The sequence below is a fragment of the Corynebacterium alimapuense genome, assembly GCF_003716585.1.
In the GTDB taxonomy this organism is placed as follows: domain Bacteria; phylum Actinomycetota; class Actinomycetes; order Mycobacteriales; family Mycobacteriaceae; genus Corynebacterium; species Corynebacterium alimapuense.
The window spans coordinates 442,771-462,517 of sequence record NZ_PTJO01000005.1 but is presented as its reverse complement, the minus strand read 5'-3'; the positions used below and the strand labels follow the sequence as shown (position 1 = coordinate 462,517).

At 58.0% G+C, this 19,747-nt stretch carries 21 protein-coding genes and 1 riboswitch; of the genes, 12 read left to right on the top strand and 9 right to left on the bottom strand.

Annotation, left to right across the window (positions count from 1 at the left end; all coding sequences use genetic code 11):
- Nucleotides 1-42 precede the first annotated feature (42 nt).
- Complete coding sequence (locus tag C5L39_RS09235; protein WP_123048637.1) at nt 43-234, top strand: hypothetical protein; 192 nt, start codon at nt 43-45, stop codon at nt 232-234.
- 171 nt (nt 235-405) lie between these two features.
- Here the strand turns inward: C5L39_RS09235 and C5L39_RS09230 are convergent, their stop codons facing one another.
- On the bottom strand, nt 406-1,014 hold the full coding sequence (locus C5L39_RS09230; protein ID WP_123048580.1) for a resuscitation-promoting factor Rpf1 domain-containing protein: 609 nt from the start codon (nt 1,012-1,014) through the stop codon (nt 406-408).
- A gap of 10 nt (nt 1,015-1,024) precedes the next feature.
- Nucleotides 1,025-1,218, bottom strand: a riboswitch (cyclic di-AMP (ydaO/yuaA leader).
- 341 nt (nt 1,219-1,559) lie between these two features.
- Here C5L39_RS09230 and C5L39_RS09225 point away from each other — a divergent pair.
- The gene (locus tag C5L39_RS09225) at nt 1,560-1,949 is read left to right on the top strand and encodes a cold-shock protein (RefSeq protein WP_123048636.1); all 390 of its coding nucleotides are present in this window, start codon (nt 1,560-1,562) and stop codon (nt 1,947-1,949) included.
- Nucleotides 1,950-1,962: 13 nt separating this feature from the next.
- Here C5L39_RS09225 and C5L39_RS09220 read toward each other — a convergent pair whose 3' ends face one another.
- Nucleotides 1,963-2,487 carry a DUF2771 domain-containing protein gene (locus tag C5L39_RS09220; RefSeq protein WP_123048579.1) on the bottom strand — a complete coding sequence of 175 codons (525 nt, stop codon included), beginning with the start codon at nt 2,485-2,487 and terminating at the stop codon, nt 1,963-1,965.
- Nucleotides 2,488-2,497: 10 nt separating this feature from the next.
- A complete protein-coding gene (locus tag C5L39_RS09215; RefSeq protein WP_123048635.1) occupies nt 2,498-3,289 on the bottom strand; it encodes a glutaminyl-peptide cyclotransferase in 792 nt (263 codons plus the stop codon).
- An 18-nt stretch (nt 3,290-3,307) separates the two neighbouring features.
- On the opposite strand from C5L39_RS09215, the gene C5L39_RS09210 reads away from it, so the two are divergent.
- On the top strand, nt 3,308-4,036 hold the full coding sequence (locus C5L39_RS09210) for a DUF3027 domain-containing protein (protein ID WP_123048578.1): 729 nt from the start codon (nt 3,308-3,310) through the stop codon (nt 4,034-4,036).
- Here the strand turns inward: C5L39_RS09210 and C5L39_RS09205 are convergent.
- Entirely contained in the window at nt 4,033-4,737 is a 705-nt protein-coding gene (locus C5L39_RS09205; protein ID WP_165858022.1) for an aminotransferase class IV, read from the bottom strand. The genes C5L39_RS09210 and C5L39_RS09205 overlap by 4 nt on opposite strands.
- A gap of 119 nt (nt 4,738-4,856) precedes the next feature.
- Between C5L39_RS09205 and C5L39_RS09200 the strand changes: the two genes are divergently transcribed.
- A complete protein-coding gene (locus C5L39_RS09200) occupies nt 4,857-6,320 on the top strand; it encodes an NCS2 family permease (protein ID WP_123048576.1) in 1,464 nt (487 codons plus the stop codon).
- A 4-nt stretch (nt 6,321-6,324) separates the two neighbouring features.
- Nucleotides 6,325-7,158: a TrmH family RNA methyltransferase gene (locus C5L39_RS09195; RefSeq protein WP_123048575.1), complete on the top strand. Its 834-nt coding sequence runs from the start codon at nt 6,325-6,327 to the stop codon at nt 7,156-7,158.
- On the opposite strand, the gene C5L39_RS09190 is transcribed toward C5L39_RS09195, so the two are convergent.
- The 3 genes from C5L39_RS09190 to serC form a co-directional block, all read right to left on the bottom strand.
- On the bottom strand, nt 7,155-8,015 hold the full coding sequence (locus tag C5L39_RS09190; RefSeq protein WP_123048574.1) for a DUF6928 family protein: 861 nt from the start codon (nt 8,013-8,015) through the stop codon (nt 7,155-7,157). The two genes, C5L39_RS09195 and C5L39_RS09190, sit on opposite strands and share 4 nt — an antisense overlap.
- 11 nt (nt 8,016-8,026) lie before the next feature.
- Nucleotides 8,027-8,944 carry a septation protein SepH gene (gene sepH / locus C5L39_RS09185; protein WP_123048573.1) on the bottom strand — a complete coding sequence of 306 codons (918 nt, stop codon included), beginning with the start codon at nt 8,942-8,944 and terminating at the stop codon, nt 8,027-8,029.
- A gap of 100 nt (nt 8,945-9,044) precedes the next feature.
- The gene (gene serC, locus C5L39_RS09180) at nt 9,045-10,175 is read right to left on the bottom strand and encodes a phosphoserine transaminase (protein WP_123048572.1); all 1,131 of its coding nucleotides are present in this window, start codon (nt 10,173-10,175) and stop codon (nt 9,045-9,047) included.
- 506 nt (nt 10,176-10,681) lie between these two features.
- Here serC and C5L39_RS09175 point away from each other — a divergent pair.
- Nucleotides 10,682-11,974, top strand: a complete 1,293-nt coding sequence (locus C5L39_RS09175) for a citrate synthase (RefSeq protein ID WP_123048571.1) — start codon at nt 10,682-10,684, stop codon at nt 11,972-11,974.
- Nucleotides 11,975-12,084: 110 nt separating this feature from the next.
- On the top strand, nt 12,085-12,453 hold the full coding sequence (locus tag C5L39_RS09170) for an FKBP-type peptidyl-prolyl cis-trans isomerase (protein ID WP_123048570.1): 369 nt from the start codon (nt 12,085-12,087) through the stop codon (nt 12,451-12,453).
- A 3-nt stretch (nt 12,454-12,456) separates the two neighbouring features.
- On the opposite strand, the gene C5L39_RS09165 is transcribed toward C5L39_RS09170, so the two are convergent.
- The gene (locus tag C5L39_RS09165; protein ID WP_123048569.1) at nt 12,457-13,638 is read right to left on the bottom strand and encodes an NAD(P)-dependent malic enzyme; all 1,182 of its coding nucleotides are present in this window, start codon (nt 13,636-13,638) and stop codon (nt 12,457-12,459) included.
- Nucleotides 13,639-13,709: 71 nt separating this feature from the next.
- On the opposite strand from C5L39_RS09165, the gene C5L39_RS09160 reads away from it, so the two are divergent.
- The 4 genes from C5L39_RS09160 (at nt 13,710) to C5L39_RS09145 (ending at nt 17,845) form a co-directional block, all read left to right on the top strand.
- On the top strand, nt 13,710-14,564 hold the full coding sequence (locus C5L39_RS09160) for an aldo/keto reductase (protein WP_123048568.1): 855 nt from the start codon (nt 13,710-13,712) through the stop codon (nt 14,562-14,564).
- 412 nt (nt 14,565-14,976) lie between these two features.
- Entirely contained in the window at nt 14,977-15,258 is a 282-nt protein-coding gene (locus C5L39_RS09155; RefSeq protein WP_123048634.1) for a DUF485 domain-containing protein, read from the top strand.
- A gap of 3 nt (nt 15,259-15,261) precedes the next feature.
- A complete protein-coding gene (locus C5L39_RS09150) occupies nt 15,262-16,905 on the top strand; it encodes a solute symporter family protein (RefSeq protein WP_123048567.1) in 1,644 nt (547 codons plus the stop codon).
- Between the two features lie 82 nt (nt 16,906-16,987).
- Complete coding sequence (locus C5L39_RS09145; protein WP_425453877.1) at nt 16,988-17,845, top strand: hypothetical protein; 858 nt, start codon at nt 16,988-16,990, stop codon at nt 17,843-17,845.
- On the opposite strand, the gene C5L39_RS09140 is transcribed toward C5L39_RS09145, so the two are convergent.
- On the bottom strand, nt 17,842-18,711 hold the full coding sequence (locus tag C5L39_RS09140; protein WP_123048632.1) for a DUF1906 domain-containing protein: 870 nt from the start codon (nt 18,709-18,711) through the stop codon (nt 17,842-17,844). The genes C5L39_RS09145 and C5L39_RS09140 overlap by 4 nt on opposite strands.
- 370 nt (nt 18,712-19,081) lie before the next feature.
- Here C5L39_RS09140 and C5L39_RS09135 point away from each other — a divergent pair, with 370 nt between their 5' ends.
- Complete coding sequence (locus C5L39_RS09135) at nt 19,082-19,663, top strand: hypothetical protein (RefSeq protein WP_123048566.1); 582 nt, start codon at nt 19,082-19,084, stop codon at nt 19,661-19,663.
- The last annotated feature ends 84 nt before the right edge of the window (nt 19,664-19,747 follow it).

Here is a 19,747-nt window from a genome sequence, read left to right as displayed (position 1 = left end):
TTCAAGTTACTTTTCGGCCCGAGGTTTGCAATGATGATGAGCATGGCAAACGTAGAGAAGAAGGGCTTCGTCGATCCGGGCTGGCCGCAGCACGTCCCGGGTGACGGACATGTAGTTACCGAAATCACCTCCAAGCTGGCTGGTGCATCCAGCCCTTATGGCGACGATGTCGTGCTTCCGGCTCCGCCGGAGACACTAGGCTATGTTCACCCGAACACCCGGTTTAACCGGTAAGTGACGGTTTCTAGCTAGACGCCACAGATCCCCGTTCCCCCTTCAGTGATTGCTCGGAAAAGAGCTGAAGGGGAAACGGGGATCTGTTTTATCTCGGTATCGATTAATGGCCCCCACATCAGCTGATGTGGGGGCCATTAATGAGCCGCAATCTGGTGGGCTAGCGCCTAATTAGAGACCAACGATGGGGTCAATGACTGCGCGGTTGGCAGTGTAGAAAGCGTTGAAGTCGTGGCGGTTGGCTGCATACTGATCAGCCAGCTCGGCCGGGATATCGAGGCCGTACTGTGCCAGGGAGTCACTGACCAGGCGGTAGAGAGCGTCTACTGCGACCTCATCGGAGGAAGCAGCTGCTTCCTGCTGGATCTGCTGGACCTGGGCAACCGGTGCCGGGGTGCTGGCGACGGTGCGCGGGGTAGGAGCAGAGTTCAAGCCAAGCTGAGCGGAGCAGGAAGGCCATGCGCCCCAGCCCTGGCCAGCCAAGGTCTTTTCGGCGATGGCGATCTGCTGCTCACGAGTGGCCTGGTAAGCGTAGGTGGCGTACTGCTGTCCGCCATAGGCAGCCCAGGTGGAGGGGGAGAACTGCAGGCCACCGTGGTAGCCGTTGCCGGTGTTGATGGACCAGTTTCCGCCGGCCTCACACTGGGCGAGACGATCCCAGTCGGAGTCGGGGGCAGCAGCTGCGGCCGGGGCCAGCAGTGCGGCGGCAGTGCCGAAGGCAGCTGCGGTGGCGGCGAATTTGGTGGCGGTGTGGGTCTTTTTGACGCTATGGCGTGCCATTGTCTAGGTGTTCCTCTCCTGTTGACGCCTGCGAGGTGAGCTGTCGGGTTCGGGCGGAGGATCACTGTGCCCGGCTTCTAGGTCTTCTCAGAAGCTTCACCCCGAGGATGGCGACTGTTTCCAGCTACCGACCGGTGCGAACCTGGTTGGCTCGCGGTGGTTTCCTCGCTCCTGTCCACTTGAATATTCAGGTGTGGTTGTGCACCCTTCACGCGGTCTCCCACCGTCCTGGACAGGGCTCGGCGTGGAGATGGGCTTGCAGACCGTCGTAGTGCCTGTGGGAGAGAGTAACGGTTTATAACGTTTACGTCACGCCAGGCTCACGGATTGGCATGGCTTTTTTGACTGTACGTCTCACTCATGATGGTTTTCGCAGGTGATAACGCCACATCAGTAACATGTGATGTGCATCTCACTTTCGTGTGCGTCATTGAGATAACGGTCAAAAGGTCTCTAATCCTCATAGCGGAGTCTCTGAAAGGCAAACACCTGTCAGGCGTATAATAGGTAGTTCATAAAATTGAGTACGGAAAGTGGTGAGCATCGTGCCGATTGGCAAGGTGAAGTGGTACGACGCGGGGAAAGGCTTCGGCTTTGTCTCCAACCCGGGAGCCGAGGATGTTTTCGTCGGCAAGCAGGTTTTGCCCGCGGGCGTAGAAGAACTAGTTAAAGGCCAGCGCATCGAGTTTGATTTCGCTGCCGGACGGCGCGGCCCACAGGCGCTGCGGGTGAAGGTGTTGGAAACCCCCCAGCGTCGTCCAAGTCTGAGCAATCGGCATAAGCCGGAGGAGCTCAACGGCATGATCTCGGATTTGTTGACCCTGATGGAAAGCCAGATCCAACCTGACCTCGCCGCAGGCCGCTACCCAGACCGCAAAGTTGGTCGCAAGGTGGCGGAGATCCTGCGCGCAGTAGCGAAGGAACTCGACGCCTAACCTTGTTGTTGGCCTAAATGGTGTTTAGGGACCATATTGTGGCGTAGGGGTTTTCTTCCCCATCGTCATTGATCCCGATCATGACTGAGGAGATTTCCACTACCACCAGCCGTGGTCGGGGATCTCCCTCCTCGATCGGGTCAACCGAGCCGGCTATTTCTACCTCAGTAGTGTCAAAAGATCCGTGGTACTGCTGATCATTGACCGCTGGGTCGTCATAAATTTTGAGTATCTGCCAGTCGTGATCATGGATCTCCTCTGGAATCTGCAGCACGAGGGTGTCATCTTCCCCGACGCTGAGGTTGGGAACCTCGCCCTCCGGACAGTCTGTGCCCGGTTCGCAGACTAAGTAGGGGAGTATCTCTACTGATTCTTCGCCGACAGTCGCAGTAATACTGACCTCCTCCGGCTGAGGGCCAGGGCGGTCATTCCACCAGTTTTGCATCAGTACCGCCGTCACGATGACGATCACCACAGCGATCAACAACGCGAGTATCTGCAGCAGCGACTTTTGTCTTGCCTGTTTCCGGGTGGCCATGGCTCCGATCCTACTGGGCTTGCCTAGTGGCAACGATCTCGACCTCATAAAGGTCTGGCCAGCGTTTCCCACTCAAGAGGAATCGGTCAGTACCTGGAATATGAGCGATACCGTTAAGGACGTTATCTGGGTCATCAGCGGCATTATTGGGCAGGGAAGAGGCATCAATGACTGCGGTGACGGTGCCTGTGGCGGCGTCAATGCGCAGGATATCGGTGGTCATGAACACATTGGCGTAGATACTGTCGTCAAGGCACTCGAGTTCGTTGATGCCGACCACCTCCTCACCGCCCAGGGTGACGCTCAACCGCTCCCGTTCGTTAAAACTCTCCGGATCCAGCCGACGCAATTGGCTGGTGCCATCAGACATGATCAACTCGTTGTCGAAAGAACACAGGCCCCATCCCTCACCTTCATAACTGATGCGTTCGAGCTCGGCGAGAGTGGTGGCATCGCGCTTCATCGCCACCCCGTCTTGCCACGTCAGTTGCCAGATGTCTTCTTCGTAGCGGGTGAGACCTTCGCCAAAGAACTCCGGGTCCAGGTCAACTGAGGAAAGCTCTTGTCCTTCCACGGTGCTGCGATAGATCCGAGATTGACCTTCCCACCCCGTACCTACCAATAGCGTGCCCTCCGGTTCCACTTCGAGCCCCTGGGTGAAGCTGGAATCATCGAAGGAGTGGGTGTCCACGATGGCGACGTCTAAGCGTTCTACCTCATCCAACGCGCCGGGATTAGTAGCGCAGGAACTCATCAGTCCGGCAGTGCTGAGGAGGGCAACAACAGTGATTAGACGGCTCATGACCACCATGGTGCCTCAATGACCCATAATGGGATAGTGTCCACCTCTAACCGTCGCCGGAAAATCTCCCGACCTCCCCAGGAATCCAGTCCGCTCCTTGACTCTCGTGCGATTTCGTTGGCCCGAGCCACGGTGGAGGAACTAGGCGAGGGAGGGGTAGGCGAGCATCTTGGCGTCCAAGGCCTCGGAGGAAACGTAGCCACTCATCGCTTCGCGGCAGATGTCCCCGGCTATAGCGGCTGGGAATGGAATGTCGTCCTTGCCTGTGCTTCTGGCTCTCGGCGAGTGACTGTCAACGAGTTGGCACTAATGCCAGCGCCCAGTGGTGAAGCTCTGCGGGCACCGGAATGGGTGCCGTGGTCTGATCGCCTGCGTCCCGGGGATCTTGGCCCTGGAGACTTAATGCCTCCGGCGCTCGACGATGAGCGTCTTGATCGCTCTGGTGACGGGGAACTTACCCTAAGCCGCCGTGGTCTAGACGCGGCGCTCCAGCGTTGGCGCACGGGAGATTATGGGCCGACTAGCGAATTCGCAGAGAAAGCCAACTTGTCCTGTCGAAGCTGCGCTTTTTTCGTGTCAGTAGGAAAGACCCTTGGCTCGAACTTTGGGGCCTGTGTCAATGAGTATTCTGCTGATGGTCATATCGTGCACGCAACCTATGGTTGTGGCGCGCATTCCGGAACCCCTGATGATGATTTAGCGGATGAGACTCCGGATGCCTATGACGACGAGCGTCCTATTTTCTAGACGTATTCGGCTGCCTGCCACAGCAGGTCGTTGATCTCTCGGTGGGTGGGTGCGCCCAACCGGGGCACGCCTCCCTGACTGGGGTTGAGGACAGACCCGTATTCCATCCAGCCAGTGATCTTCCTTACTCCCTCCAGGGAGCTCAGTAACCAGGTCTCCGTGCTGCGCAGCATCGCCATGCTCATCCCATCTGGATGCTCGACAGGTTCGATTCCTTGTTGCTCAAAGATCTCCAAGGTTGCGTCCATGGTTACCGAGGAGCTGGCACGGGGATGGGCTGAGATATGGGCCTGGCTATGGTCCAAGCACAAAATGGCGGAGAAGATACCGGAGATGACGAAACCGCGATCGTCGATAAGCAGGCCGCCGTTAGCGCCCCGGCGCCGGATCTGCTGGAGTTTGCTCATCTGCCATCCCAGGTCAGGGCCTCGCCGAGTGGGTTGACGGCGTTCATCGCGGATCCCCTCCGCGTCAATAATTGCCTCATCTGGCGGCAAGACGGTGGGATGGAGGTCGATCGATACCGTGGAACCGACGACTTGAACAACCGGACGAAACACCCCTTGGCCGGCTTGGCGCAGCTTTTCGCGGATGTCCTCGATTGCAGAGGTGCTGATTGAGGTCTCGTCGCGTAGGCGTGCGAGGTGGGCATCTAGATTTGCGATCCGACCATCGCGCATCAAGAAAGTCGAGGCGTACACGTTGAACATCTCCTAGTGTTGTCGCCCATAAATCTACCTAAGTTTTGTGGAAATGCTGTCAAGGTGAGAATCTAAGCGACGAAACACTCATATCTGCCTCTCGATAGGAAACCATCCACATGACCACTGGTGTGCAGAAGCATCCTGATCGTAGTGCCCTAGATCGGTATTTTTCCATTACCGAGCGGGGTTCCACCGTAGCCACCGAAATCCGTGCTGGTGTAGTCACCTTCTTCGCGATGGCCTATATCGTCATTCTCAACCCCCTGATTATCGGCACCGTAGAAGACGTCAACGGTGACACCCTCGGCATCCCACAGGTGGCTGCTGCCACCGCACTGACCGCCGGTGTTATGACCATTGCCTTCGGTCTGATCGCCCGGTATCCCTTCGGCATCGCTGCAGGCTTGGGCCTCAACACCCTCGTGGCCGTAACCTTGGTTGCCAGTGAGGGGCTGACCTGGCCTGAAGCAATGGGTCTGGTTGTCCTTGATGGTCTAGTCATCGTGGTCTTGGCCGTCTCCGGCTTCCGTACCGCAGTGTTTTTGGCTATCCCGCCGTCAATGAAGGCCGCCATCGGCGTCGGCATCGGTATGTTCATTGCCCTGATTGGTCTAGTCGACGCCGGTTTCGTGCGCCGTATTCCCGATGCCGCTGGAACCACCGTTCCCGTGGGCCTAGGCATCGATGGTTCCCTAGCCTCCTGGCCTACCCTGACCTTTGTGCTCGGCCTGATTATCTGTGGCGCACTCGTGGTTCGAGGCGTCCGCGGCGGACTGTTCATCGGCATCTTGTCCACCAGCATTATCGCCATGATCGTCGAAGCACTCACCGACTCCGGAGCCTCCTTCGAAAACGGCGAACCGAACGCCACCGGCTGGTCACTGGCAGTGCCTTCCATTCCCGATACCTTTGGTGGCATGCCGGACCTGTCCATCGTGGGCGCTGTCGACATCTTTGGAGCGTTCACTCGAATCGGCGTACTTGCCGCTTCGCTCTTGGTATTTACCCTGGTACTGGCAAACTTCTTCGATGCGATGGGCACCATGACTGCCCTAGGCAAGCAGGGCAACCTGGTTGACGAAGACGGCGTCTTGCCCGATATGAAAAAGGCACTGGTTGTCGAAGGCTTCGGCGCCATCGTCGGCGGCGCTACCTCTTCCTCTTCCGCTACCGTTTATGCGGACTCTTCCGCAGGCGTGGGCGATGGTGCTCGTACCGGCCTGGCCAATATTGTCACCGGTAGCTTGTTCCTCCTGGCAATGTTTTTCACCCCACTCTATGAGGTCGTCCCCATCGAAGCCGCCGCGCCGATTCTGGTCGTCGTCGGTGCCATGATGATCGCTCAGGTCACTGATATCGAGTGGAGCGATTTCCATATTGCTTTGCCGGCCTTCCTGACCATCGTGGTTATGCCCTTTACTTACTCCATCGCCAACGGCATTGGCGTCGGCTTCATTGCCTTCTCCATCATGGCTGTTGCCGCAGGTAAAGCTAAGGAAATCCACTGGATTATGTGGTTGGTTTCCGCTCTATTTGTGGTCTTTTTCGCGATGGATCCGATCCTGAACGCACTGGGCTGATTCCGTGCGCATTTCGATCAATGATCCTGCCGACCCCCGGCTCGATGACGTCCGTGATCTCAACCGCTCGGATAATCGTCCAGATCTGCCAGGTGGCCGTGGGCTGGTCATCGCCGAGGGCCCTCTCGTGGTCTCCCGGTTGATGGAGTCTCGGTTCCCCGTGCGTTGTTTGGTCGGATTTCCGGCCAAAATCGATGCCTACCTAGCCGAGCACGAGGTCCCTGCTGGACTTCCGATCTATGAGGTCACCAGAGAGACGCTGGCCAAGGTCGCGGGATTTGATATGCACCGTGGGTTGTTGGCTTGTGCGGATCGCGCCCCAGCCCCACCAGTAGCAGAGATCTTGGAAAAAGCTCGGACCGTGGTGGTGCTGGAAGGCGTTGGCGATCACGAGAACATTGGCTCGATGTTTCGCAACGCCGCAGGGATGGGCGTCGACGCCGTGCTATTTGGCAACGGCTGCGCCGACCCGCTTTATCGACGAGTAGTCCGCGTATCGATGGGGCATGTCCTGCGGACGCCCTTCTCCCAGCTAGCTGGGACGCGCACTACCTGGCAGCGTTCCCTCGACGAGCTCCGTGACGCCGGTTTCCACCTGGTTTCGCTCACCCCTGACGCTGCCGCTGCCCATTTGGCTGACGCATTGGTCGATCCCACTGGAGCCGCTTATGAGCGCGTCGCATTTCTCGTTGGTGCGGAGGGACCAGGATTGACTGAACACGCCATGCGCGCTACCGATATCCGCGCTCGGATTCCGATGGCGCCGGGCACTGATTCGCTCAACCTGGCTACTTCTGCGGCAATCGCTTTCTATGAGCGCGAGCGCAGTCTGCGCTAGTCACGATCGCTGTGCCGTAGCCGTTCGGCTAGATAAGCTCGGGTGTCGCTTATACGGCGCCTGAGCTTTTTTCCTATCCGATGTGCCGCGGCGCTAGCGGCATCTGCCACGCGAGCGAATTCCCCGGCCTCCGGATCGGTCGGGGAGTGGTTTTCATAGTCGTCGTAGCCATGCTCCCCATCGAGAGCCAGCTCCGTGCTTCCGGTGGTCCCTTCAGTAGGAGAGTGCTCAGAGCGCGCCGGAGCCTTGTCGATTTTTGGCTCAGGGCGTCCATCGACTGCGTAGGCTACGACGTGGATATCCGGGCCCTCTGGGGAGATATCCACCCCCAACCATGATCGCTGCGCTTCACGGACCAGATCAATAGGTTCGAAGGGCAGCGCGATGCCGCCGATTGGCTCGGCCCGTTCGCCCGCCCAATAAGGGGATTCGAAGGGCACCGGTAGGCCAATATCCTCATAAATCCTTAAGCGTTCAGTACAGAGTGAACGCTTAAGCACCCCGCCGCGCCAATGCGCCAGCCCGCCGTATCCGGTTTCCTCGTTGACAGCGAAGGCAAATACCTCCGCTGCCGGCACGGAGGTCAGCAGCCGAGGATTGATCTCCGATAGGCACGGCGTGTCTTCGAGGACGGTTTGCACGATGGCAACCCCTGGAAAACCCGCGATATAGAACTCACCGGTTGACGCCTGGACTGATCGATTGAGTGGGAACTGTCCGATCAGCGTGATGGGCCAAGCAGGATTGAACTGGGCTAAATATTTTCGTCCGAATCCGCGATCTGCTCGTGGCTCGGCTTCGATCACTCGCGCCGGGTCTGCGGCGGTAACAAACCACAAGGTGACAATCGATTCCACCGGAAAGCCCCTTAACTACGCGGACGCTTGGTGTTGGTCCGCACACCTAGTAGAACGTCCTCCCAGTGGGGAGTGACCGCTTTTCGACGCCGTTTCGTTGGCGTCGGTTGATTCTGCTGCTCAGAGATGGACTGCGCATCCTCGCCGGTAGTCTCGCCATCGCCTTCGTGGGGCTGATCGTCCGACTCATCACCGTCGTAGTCTTCTTCGTAGCGGTTGCCTCGGCCAACTGAGGTCAGAGTACGTACCGGCTGGATAAAGTCTGGATCAGTCAGATCGGCGGCGATGGCATTGCGAGGCTCAGTAGTAGCGGAGGACGACGCATGGTTGATCAGCGTCCATTCCGCCTCATTTTCGCTCCGCCCGGCACTCCATTGGACCCGAATGACCCAAGAGCCACCCGGTTCGCGGTAGGCATCCCAGCTCGAGTCGGCCACAGAATTTCCTCGGGCAGCGAAAGCAGCCGCGAGTACTTCCCACAACGTCAATTTGGCCGGACCGTCTTCGCGGACCGGATGGGACTGTTTGGCTAAGTCGGCGATTCTCTCCCGCTCGAGGATGACCGGATGAGCGAAAGGCTCGACGCGGGACTCTGCTACTCCCATTTCCTCCGCCAGCTCGGTGACGGTGGCTCCACCTCGAATGCGGCCTTGGATATCTCTCGGGCGCATCGTTAACGGAGCAGTCAACAGCGGGTCGGGGGTGGGCAAATGTCGATCACTCTGTTGTGCCCGGACAGGAGGAGGGGTCGGCTCGGGAGCCGGCTTTGGTGTTACCTCGGGGGCGGGCGGAGACTTAGGCACATCAAGGGCGCTACGGGCAGTGTCGCTGAGCTGGTCTAGTGCGACAAAAAACTGCTCACCGTCCTCGGCGCGTAACACCAGAGAGGTGACCGTCGACTCTTCAGTGACGAGGAACAGCTCTCGCATGGGTTCTCCTTTGGGCCTGCTGGACTAATGGGTCCACCCTAACGCAGACATGCGCCGGACCGTGATAGGTCCAGCGCATGTTGGGATCAGGGGTGGCGGGTTAAGCCTTGGCTACGCCTGAATCAAGGACGTGGTCGATGGCCTTAGTCAAGGTCACCACGTCGGTGGAATCAATGGCCGGGAACATGCCGATGCGCAGCTGGTTGCGGCCCAGCTTGCGGTAAGGCTCGACATCGAGGATGCCGTTGGCGCGCAGCACCTTAGCCACCACGGCGGCGTCGATGGAATCATCGAAGTCGATCGTGCCGACGACCAAGGAGCGCTTGGCTGGGTCGGTGACATACGGGGTGGTCTCCGTGCGGGCTTCAGCCCAGGAGTACAGGGCGCTGGAGGAAGCGGTGGTGCGCTCAACCATGCCAGCGAGTCCGCCGTTGTCGTTCATCCACTTGACCTGATTGTCGAGCATCAGCAAAGAGCTGACGGCCGGGGTGTTGTAGGTCTGGTTCTTCCGGGAGTTATCGACGGCCGTCTGCAGGTCGAGGAAGGCCGGAATGAAACGACCGGACTGCTTGATCTTGGCGATTCGCTCAATCGCGGCCGGAGACATAGCCGCCAGCCAGATTCCACCCTCGGAGGCGAAGCACTTCTGCGGGGAGAAGTAATACACGTCCGTCTGGGAGATATCGACAGGCAGTCCGCCGGCACCGGAGGTGGCATCGATGGCGATCAAAGAGCCTTCAGATCCTGCCGGGCGGATGGCCGGGACCATCGCACCGGTAGAGGTCTCATTGTGGGCCCAGCCGAGAAGGTCAGCGCCCTCGATGGCTTGGGGGGCGGGCGCGTCGCCGGCCGGTGCCTCGATGACAGTGGGCTCATCGAGCCACGGTGCTTGCTTGGAAGCCTTGGCAAACTTGGAGGAGAACTCTCCATAGGTCAGGTTGCCGGATTTTTTCTCGATGAGGCCGAAGGTGGCTGCATCCCAGAAAGCAGTGGCGCCGCCCAGAGACATGATGATTTCATAGCCGTCAGGCAAGGAGAAGAGGTCGGAGAGGCCTTCGCGTACGGAGCCGACCACGTTTTTCACTGCAGGCTGGCGGTGTGAGGTGCCAATGACGTCGCGGGCGCCGTCTACGATGGCCTGGATCTGCTCGGGACGCACCTTCGACGGACCGCAGCCGAAACGGCCATCGGCGGGAATCAGGTCAGCGGGCAGGGTGGGGAACTCACTCATGGAGGTGTCGTCCCTTTCATGGTTGAGGAGGGTTCTTCAGGCGAAGTTCACTCTAGTCCCCGGCGGGGAACCGGATAAACAAGACCCGGTCGAGCTGGGGAACGCGGATAGTGGGGGTAGTTGTAAGGGGTAACTAATGGCGCAGGTTCGCAAATATCGCGGGTGTGACCTGTGTGACTAAAACTTGTTGCACCCGTCACAATATTTGCTAAACTGTGTCTTGATCCACCTTAGCTAAGGTTCTGAGGCTCCGTAAGAGCAGCGGAAATGTCTTGGTGTGGGAATGTGATCGCATCACGGCGAAACGTCGGTCATGCCCTCCCTATGGGGGGAGGGAGCTTTTGACTGGAGAACCGTCACACTCACGTGACAGCGTCACCTAAACTGATACATGACTCACCGTTTGTGTTGGGACTACGGTGGGCGTCACACCTACATATGGTCCCACCTCGGCGGATGACCCCGATGCGGGGCGAAGTCGACACGAGAAGTCTGAAAGGTACACAGTGGCTACTGACAACAATGGCAAGGCCGTACTTAACTACCCGGGTGGTGAGTACGAACTCGACATCATCAAGGCCACCGAGGGCAATGACGGTGTTGTTCTCGGCAAGATGCTGGCTGACACCGGCTTGGTCACTTACGACCCAGGCTATGTCTCCACCGGCTCCTGCGAGTCTGCAATCACCTACATCGACGGCGAGAATGGCATTCTCCGCCACCGCGGCTACGATATCGCTGATCTGGCAGAAAACGCCACCTTCAACGAGGTGTCCTACCTGCTGATCAATGGCGAGCTGCCCAACAACGATGAACTGCACAAGTTCAACGATGAAATCCGCCGCCACACGCTCTTGGACGAGGACTTCAAGTCCCAGTTCAGCGTCTTCCCGCGTAACGCCCACCCGATGTCGGTGCTGGCCTCCTCGGTGAACATCCTGTCTACCTATTACCAGGATGAGCTTGACCCGATGAACGAAGAGCACTTGGACAAGGCGACTGTTCGCCTGATGGCCAAGGTTCCGATGCTGGCGGCTTATGCCTACCGTGCATCCAAGGGCAACCCCTTCATGTACCCGGATAACTCGCTCAATCCCCGCGAGAACTTCCTGCGCATGATGTTTGGTTACCCGACTGAGCCCTATGAGATTGATCCGATCATGGTCAAGGCTCTGGATAAGCTGCTCATCCTGCACGCTGACCACGAGCAGAACTGTTCGACCTCCACTGTCCGGATGATCGGTTCCGCACAGGCGAATATGTTCGTCTCTGTCGCTGGCGGCATCAACGCACTGTCCGGCCCGCTGCATGGTGGCGCTAACCAGGCTGTCCTCGAAATGCTCGAGGAGATCGACGCTAACGGTGGCGACGCTACTGACTTCATGAACCGCGTGAAGAACAAAGAGCAGGGTGTCCGCCTCATGGGCTTCGGGCACCGCGTCTACCGCAACTATGACCCGCGTGCGGCCATCGTCAAGGAGGCTGCTCATGAGATCCTCGAGCACCTCGGCAATGACCACCTGCTGGACCTGGCCATGAAGCTGGAAGAGATTGCGCTCAGCGATGAGTACTTCATCTCCCGCAAGCTCTACCCGAACGTGGACTTCTACACCGGCCTGATCTACCGCGCCATGGGCTTCCCGACGGACTTCTTCACCGTCCTGTTTGCCATTGGTCGCCTGCCGGGCTGGATCGCTCACTACCGCGAGCAGCTCAAGACCAGCACCAAGATCAACCGCCCGCGCCAGATTTACACCGGAGAGACCCTGCGCACGGTTACCCCGCGTGAACAGCGCTAACTAGGAAATAAGCGACCGCCCAACACGTCGTGAATAGCCGGGCACGGCGTCACCAATTTATACTGGTGACGTTGTGCCCGGCTCGTTCTACGTTTTAGGAGAAAATTAAGATGGAAAACACGGAAAAGCCCAAAGTTGAAGCCCTGAGTGGACCCGCCCCGAAAGACCTGGTGTCCTCGGACATCATCGTCGGCGAAGGCGAAGAAGCGCATGCCGGCGGCATGGTGAAGGTTCACTATGTCGGTGTTGATTTTGAGTCGGGACAAGAGTTCGACTCTTCTTGGGATCGCGGTGACGCGATCGAATTCCCACTCAATGGTTTGATCGCCGGCTGGCAGGAAGGCATTCCCGGTATGAAAGTGGGCGGTCGTCGTCAGCTGAGCATCCCCCCGGAGAAGGCCTATGGTCCGGCCGGTGGCGGACACCCCCTGTCCGGCCGCACCTTAGTATTCGTGATTGACCTGCTCAGCGTCGGTTGATCATTAAGCGTTCTTCCACGCAGCAGCTACTGCCTGGCTCACTGCCGGGGCAACTCGGGCGTCAAAGGGGGAGGGCACAATGTGCTCTGCGTCCAAGTTCTCCTCGGCTACCTTGGCAATGGCTCGGGAGGCAGCCAGCTTCATCGCTGGAGTAATTTCAGTGGCCCCAGCGGCGAGCGCCCCATGGAAGATTCCTGGGAAAGCCAGCACATTGTTGATCTGGTTAGGCAAGTCAGAGCGCCCGGTGGCCACGACTGCGCCATAGCGATAAGCCAGATCGGGGTCGATCTCGGGGTTGGGGTTGGCTAGCGAAAACAACATCGGGGCCTCGGCCATCTTCTGCAGCGCGTCTTCGCTGACATGGCCGCGAGACAATCCGATGAAGACATCGGCGCCATCGAGCGCATCGGATATGCCGCCGGATATGCCGCGAGGGTTGGTCAGCTGCGCCAGTTCGGTTTTGACCTCGCCGAGATTATTGCGGTTGGCATGAATGATGCCACGCGAATCCAGCATGATGATGTCGGGGATGCCGGCGTCGAGAAGCATCTTGGCGCAGGCCACTCCTGCGGCACCCGCACCAGAGATGACCACCTTCAATGTGGGCAGCTGACGGCCGAGTAGCCGGCAAGCGTTGCCGAGAGCTGCAGTCAGGACCACTGCGGTGCCGTGCTGGTCATCATGCATGACTGGGATATCTAGCGCCTCAATTAATCGGCTTTCGATCTCAAAGCACCGAGGGGCAGAAATATCTTCCAGGTTGATGGCGCCGAAGGATGGAGCCAGAGCGGTGATAGTTCGAACTAGCGCGTCCGGATCGGTTTCATCGAGCACGATCGGGATGGCGTTTAAGCCCGCAAACCGATCAAATAGCTGGGCCTTTCCCTCCATAACCGGCAGAGCGGCACGGGGGCCGATGTCGCCGAGACCCAGTACCGCAGTGCCATCAGAAATCACAGCCACGGTATGCCCCACGGTGGTGTATTTGCTGGCCAGTGCAGGATTCTCCGCGATTGCACTGCACACGCGGGCAACTCCGGGAGTGTAAGCGATAGAGAGGTCGCGCTGTGTCTTGAGCTCGCGAGAAGTAGTGATCCTTAGTTTCCCGCCTTCATGGGCGGAGAAGATCTCTGTATCTGAGAGCTCAGTGAACTGATGGGCTTGGGGGTCGTGGGGTTCAGGCATAAAATAATTCTATGAGATATGTGAGGCACTCCTTAGTGTTATTGATGAGTGAATGAGGGCACAATAGGGGCATGACTCACAATCTGCTGGAGAATCTGACGTTCAACGACAATACGGAGATGCCCCGGATTGGCCTGGGGACCTGGAAGCTTGGGGGAGCAGAAGGGGTGCGCGCTATCCGGACAGCCATCGAGTTGGGCTACCGGCATATTGATACGGCTTCCGCCTATGCCAACGAGGAAGTCGTAGGCCAAGCCATTGCGGAAGCCATTGCTGCTGGGGACGTCACTCGTGAAGAGCTGTTCATCACTACTAAGGCGTGGAACAACGAACAGGGAGCAGCGGAGATTCCCCTCGCGTTCCAGCGCTCCTTGGATCGATTGGGGCTGGAATATGTCGACCTCTATCTAGTTCACTGGCCTTGCCAGGAAAAGGGGCTCTACCTGGAAAGTTTTGAAGCGATGACAAGACTGCAAGGACTGGGGTTTGTCCAGTCCATTGGGGTGGCCAACTTCTATGAGGAGGTATTGCGCGAGGTGGTCGAAGAGACCGGGGTAGTGCCAGCACTCAACCAGGTCGAGTTGCATCCGGGATTTTCCCAAGAACCATTGCGTGCGCTTCATCAGGAGCTGGGTGTGGTCACTGAGGCATGGTCGCCCTTGGCGCGAGGAATCCTCTTGATGAATCCGGTCCTCGACTCAATCGCTAGAGAAGTAGGTAAGACTACCGCGCAGGTCGCGCTCAATTGGGCGATGGAGCTGGGCTGTTCCGTAGTACCGAAATCCACACATCCTAAGAGGTTGCGTCAGAACCTGGAGTCAGCATCCTTCAAGCTCTCTGCTGAGCAGGTGGCGGCTATTAGTGCATTGGATGACCACGCCGGGTTTGGCCGAATCTTCCAGGATCCTCAGGTATTCACCGGATAGCGGGGGCTAAAAGTTTAGCCGGAGAACTCTAAAAAGGGGGCGCGCAAGGTTTGTGAAGATCGTGCGCATTGCTAATTGGGTATTAGCAATCTTTGCTATGGGGGAGTTTTGGGGGGCTGGGGGTGGAAGTGTGATCATTTTTCCTGCAGGTCTAGCGACTGTATGGGGGTGGAACGCCCGGGGGGCGGAAAAAGTTTCCTCTTAAGTTTAAACGTTGCAATGTGAGCCAGGTAACTTTATTTTGCAGTACACGGTGTGATGGCTGGCATAGGTCAGAGGGCCTGTGACAGAGAGCACTTCAAGTGAATCCCGGATTAGCTGGGAATCGAGCGAAAGAGAGAAAAAAGTGAGCGCAACTCCCGTTGTCCGATCGGATGGCCGGCGCGAGCCGACCTCCCAAGAGTTCATAGATATGCAGGCGAGCCCCGAATTTAAGGAGCTTCGCTCGACCTACCGGTCCTTTACCTTCCCGATGTCCGCGGCCTTTTTCGTCTGGTTCCTTGTGTACGTCTTCGCCGCAGTGTTCTTCCCCGAGTGGATGGGCACCGAAATTGGTGGCGGCTTCAACATCGGAATCCTCTTTGGATTCCTGCAGTTCGTCACCACTTTCGCCATTACTTGGATCTACGTGGTCTACGCCAATAAGTACATCGAGCCGCGTGCGGCCGCCATCCGTCAAGCAATGGAGGGTTAGTTCATGACTACTGCATACCTTGCTCAGGAAGCCAACACCGGCAACCCGATCCTCAACATCGCCGTATTCGTGATTTTTATCGCGGTCACCATGACCGTGGTTATGCGCGTCGGCAAGTCCACCTCAGAAGCCTCTGACTTCTACACCGGTGGCGCCTCCTTTACCGGCACCCAAAATGGCCTTGCCATCGCCGGTGACTACCTTTCAGCTGCTTCCTTCCTCGGCATCGTCGGCTCCATCGCGATCAGCGGTTATGACGGCTTCCTTTACTCCGTCGGCTTCTTCGTCGCCTGGCTCGTCGCCCTCCTGCTGGTGGCAGAACCGCTGCGTAACGTCGGTCGCTTCACCATGGCGGACGTGCTTTCCTTCCGCCTGCGCCAGAAGCCGGTCCGCGTTGCTGCGGCCATCGGTACCCTCGCAGTCTCCCTGTTCTACCTCATCGCTCAGATGGCCGGCGCCGGCTCCCTGGTCTCCGTCCTGATGAACCTCAGTGGCCGCCTTGAGCAGTCCATCGTCGTCGCCATCGTCGGTATCGTCATGATCGCCTACGTCCTCATCGGCGGCATGAAGGGCACCACCTACGTCCAGATGATCAAGGCAGTCCTGCTCGTCGGCGGCGTCAGCATCATGACCGTCCTGGTCTTCGTCTCCATCCGCGGTGGCTTCACTACTTTGTTCGATGATGCGATCTCGATGCACGCTTCTTCCGAGTACATCCAAGAAAAGGGCTACGAGGCTTCGGAGATCATGCAGCCCGGCCTGAAGTACGGCGGCAGCTTCACCCAGCAGCTTGACTTCATCTCCTTGGGCTTGTCCCTGGTCTTGGGTACCGCTGGTCTTCCCCACGTGCTCATGCGCTTCTACACCGTTCCTACCGCCAAGGAAGCCCGCAAGTCTGTTACCTGGGCCATTATCCTCATCGGCGCTTTCTACCTGATGACTCTGGTTCTCGGCTACGGTGCTGCTGCACTGGTTGGCCCGGACCGCATCCTTGCAGCACCCGGTGGCGCGAATGCCGCTGCTCCGCTGCTGGCACTTGAACTCGGTGGCTCTATCTTCATGGCCCTGATCTCCGCAGTTGCTTTCGCTACCGTCCTCGCCGTGGTCGCTGGCCTGGCCATTACCGCCTCGGCCTCGGTGGCACACGATGTCTACGACGGTGTGCTCCGCAACGGCGAAGCTTCCGAAGAAGATCAGGTCCGCGTCTCCCGCATCACGGTTGTCGTCTTGGGTGTCATCTCCATTGTCCTGGGTATCCTCGCCATGGAGCAGAACGTTGCCTTCCTAGTCTCCCTGGCCTTCGCAGTTGCCGCTTCCGCCAACCTGCCGACCATCCTGTTCTCCCTCTACTGGAAGCGCTTCAACACCGCAGGTGCTGTCGCCTCCATGTACACCGGCGTGGGCTCCGCACTGGTCCTGATCTTCCTGTCCCCGGCCGTCTCCGGTGTCCCCACCGCGATGTTCCCGAACGCCGACTGGTCGATCTTCCCGCTGACCAGCCCGGGCTTGGTCTCCATCCCGCTGGCCTTCGCTGCCGGCATCATCGTTACCTTGGTCTCCAAGCCGGATAACTTGGAGCACCTCTCCTCTGAGATGGAAGTCCGCTCCCTCACCGGAGTTGGCGTCGAGGCTCCGGTCGATCACTAAGATCACCGATCCAAGTTCCACAGCAAAAAATTAGGTGCCGCCATCGTGATTGTTCACGGTGGCGGCACTACTATGTTCAGGCGTGTCAGAAAAAAGCCAGTCTCTGGAGAGCAAGGGCCGCCGAAAGCCTCCCTCAGCCATCGCCCTACTGCTTGTTGTCCTAGTAGTTTCCCTGTTGGCTATCCCCGCAGTGGCCTACTTAGGCTTCTCTGGCTCCGATGATCAGGCACAGGAGGGCGTAGAAGAGACCGCGTTAGATTCAGAGGTCTCCACCACCAGTCCGGCCTTGGTGGGTTCGGACTATTCTGAGTTCGTGGAAAACTCCACTGGTTCCCAGGTCAGCTTCTATCAAATCTCTGATGGCTCCCGAAGTGGCACAGCAACGGAACGCTTCGCCCGGCCGGCATTGAGTCTGAGCAAGCTCTATATCGCGGCCTATGTCCTTGATAATGGGACGACGGAGGAAGGCTATGAGGCCATCAGTATGATCAGCTCATCTGATGATCGGACAGCGACAGAACTCTATGCGGCTTATCCGGAATCCATTGATTCCATTGCGGATGAATACAACTTGCTCTCCACTCGTTCCGGACAGCAGTGGGGATATTCAGTGACCTCTACTTATGACGTGGTCAGCTTCCTAGCTCAACTGATGGAAGAAGATCCCACTGACCCCATCCTGGTAGCTATGGCTGGGGCCTCGTCGGTAGCTGCCGATGGCTATGACCAGGACTTTGGCACGGCCGTCTTGCCGGGAGTCCTGGGATCCAAGTGGGGCTGGTCAGATGATCGCAGCCTGCACTCCTCAGTATCTTTTGGCGAGAACTTCATCGTCGCCGCTGCCGTGACCGGTTCAGCGGATGATCTCACCGAACTGGTGGAGTTCCAGCTCACCGATGAGGTCGAGCAAGCCATCGATGAGGGCGAAGAACTCTCCTAGCTCGAAAGAGTGCCGATCAACGCTACTGCTTGGTCGATTTGGGCCTGGGTGATCTGGCCGCCAAGGTTGGGGGTGGTCTCTGTTTCCGGGGAAGATATCGGGGGAGCGGGAGTGGCCTCCTGATAGGGCGTCCACTGTCCCCAATCCGAGGCATAGACATTATTGACGTCGCATTCGATGCCGCCGACAGTCGCCTGCAAGTTTTGCGGCAGCTGATGGATCGTGGTGCGCGGGTGGATCCGGCCATTAGATCCCCAGTCGTGCATCCAGAAGAACTCACCTAGTTCATCTGCAATCGCCCAATCGATGACGCTGTAGTTGCCGTAGATACCCGTGCTGTAGCCAGCCAGCGCCAAGGCAGTTTGAAAAGCCTGGAGGTAGGGGCGAATGTAGGTGGTGTACTCCGACCTAGTCGGGTTGGAATCGATGGCTACATAGATAGGCCGTCCAGTGGGGCCACCAGCTGCGATATGCAGTGCGATTGCCTGCGGGGCATGAACAGCAGCACCAGCTGCTCCAGCCATCCAATCGGAAGTGTCTGCATTGCCGTATTGATAGACCGAAGCGGTAGTCAATCCCTGTTTTGCGAAGTCTTGGGCCTCTGCCAAAGTGACCGGTTTACCTGCCATCCAGCTGGCACGGGCAGCGGAGACATAGCGTACAGCGCCCTTGTGGCCGGCTGCTCGGACACTAGCGGCTGAGGGGACTCCAGCGGAGTAATCAAGCACTGTGCCCAAGACGGAACCGAGGGCCTGTGCCCGTGGTGCGCTGACAATTCCGCTGGCGCCAACTCCGCCAGCAGCTAGCGCAACAGCGGCAGTCCGCAGCAGTGTGCGACGACTAAAAGGGGTGGAGTGTGGATTCATAATGGTCACAATAGCAACACGCGCACCAGTAATGCCGGTTCTGGGGAGATATCAATGGTATCGACAGTTTTCTCGGCTGCGAGTTGCTCGGTTAGGGCGGGGCAGTCACTGTTGATCTTGTCCTTATATATAAAGGAGCAGGGTAGCTAATCCTAAAAGCCGGACGCATGATCTCCCACCGAGAGTCCTAATCCATTTGAGTGATCTGGTCTCTGCTCTGGCTGGGCAGGCGGAGGGCTCCGAAGCCCGGCGGACTCTTGCCCCTAGTGGCGTGAGTCCAGCTGGTTCGCCGCTTTCTCTCCCCCCGACCATGGCGATCATAAGAGCAAAGAATGTGGTACTTAGCTATTGCTCAGGTAGCCTGTAGCCCATGTCTATCACCTCCCGAGCTCTTGTCGCTGCCGCTACAGTCGCAGCTTTGTCCCTAGCGCCAATGAGCGTTGCCTCCGCACAGTCCTCTTCTTCCAGCCTCGGCGACCTCGGTTCTGTCTCTAGCTTGAGCTCCGGCTCCAGCCTGGGCGGTTCCAGTGAGGTCCTCACTGATCCCCAAAAGGTAATCCTGCAGACTGCGGTTGAGGAAGCTGTGACCGGATGGGGCGCCACAATCGGCCCTAAGGCACAGGCTCAGGCAGAAGAGTGGGCAGCTCTGGAGGCTGCGGGTGAGGGCGATGCGAAGGATCTGCCGGGCTTAGTTTCCGACGCTATTGGCAGCGACGCATTTTCTGTTTACACCAAGAATTGGAAGACTTACGGCCTTCTCCAAATTGTAGATGGCGATGACGTTGCAAGTACTTCTGTCGGATATGCAACGGCTGCAGATACCATCCTGGATGGATTAGAAGGGCTCGATGGTTTAGGCGTAAATATGAAGAAAGACAATTTCGGCGTCTCAGTCGCTGCAGATCCGGATGAGGATAAGTACTACGTTGTGATTCTTTTCAACAGCATCTAATCTGCTGGTTTTATCTGAATTCCCCTCGACCATTTGGTCGGGGGTTTTTCTGTTTGAAAAAGGTAGCTCAGATTGTGATGGCTA

Excerpts from the sequence above, each read along its gene's own strand:
- C5L39_RS09235 (WP_123048637.1), top strand. The coding sequence starts at position 43 with ATGGCAAACGTAGAGAAGAAGGGCTTCGTCGATCCGGGCTGGCCGCAG.
- C5L39_RS09230 (WP_123048580.1), bottom strand. The coding sequence starts at position 1,014 with ATGGCACGCCATAGCGTCAAAAAGACCCACACCGCCACCAAATTCGCC.
- C5L39_RS09220 (WP_123048579.1), bottom strand. The coding sequence starts at position 2,487 with ATGGCCACCCGGAAACAGGCAAGACAAAAGTCGCTGCTGCAGATACTC.
- C5L39_RS09215 (WP_123048635.1), bottom strand. The coding sequence starts at position 3,289 with ATGAGCCGTCTAATCACTGTTGTTGCCCTCCTCAGCACTGCCGGACTG.
- C5L39_RS09210 (WP_123048578.1), top strand. The coding sequence starts at position 3,308 with ATGACCCATAATGGGATAGTGTCCACCTCTAACCGTCGCCGGAAAATC.
- C5L39_RS09200 (WP_123048576.1), top strand. The coding sequence starts at position 4,857 with ATGACCACTGGTGTGCAGAAGCATCCTGATCGTAGTGCCCTAGATCGG.
- sepH (WP_123048573.1), bottom strand. The coding sequence starts at position 8,944 with ATGCGAGAGCTGTTCCTCGTCACTGAAGAGTCGACGGTCACCTCTCTG.
- serC (WP_123048572.1), bottom strand. The coding sequence starts at position 10,175 with ATGAGTGAGTTCCCCACCCTGCCCGCTGACCTGATTCCCGCCGATGGC.
- C5L39_RS09170 (WP_123048570.1), top strand. The coding sequence starts at position 12,085 with ATGGAAAACACGGAAAAGCCCAAAGTTGAAGCCCTGAGTGGACCCGCC.
- C5L39_RS09165 (WP_123048569.1), bottom strand. The coding sequence starts at position 13,638 with ATGCCTGAACCCCACGACCCCCAAGCCCATCAGTTCACTGAGCTCTCA.
- C5L39_RS09160 (WP_123048568.1), top strand. The coding sequence starts at position 13,710 with ATGACTCACAATCTGCTGGAGAATCTGACGTTCAACGACAATACGGAG.
- C5L39_RS09155 (WP_123048634.1), top strand. The coding sequence starts at position 14,977 with ATGCAGGCGAGCCCCGAATTTAAGGAGCTTCGCTCGACCTACCGGTCC.
- C5L39_RS09150 (WP_123048567.1), top strand. The coding sequence starts at position 15,262 with ATGACTACTGCATACCTTGCTCAGGAAGCCAACACCGGCAACCCGATC.
- C5L39_RS09140 (WP_123048632.1), bottom strand. The coding sequence starts at position 18,711 with ATGAATCCACACTCCACCCCTTTTAGTCGTCGCACACTGCTGCGGACT.
- C5L39_RS09135 (WP_123048566.1), top strand. The coding sequence starts at position 19,082 with ATGTCTATCACCTCCCGAGCTCTTGTCGCTGCCGCTACAGTCGCAGCT.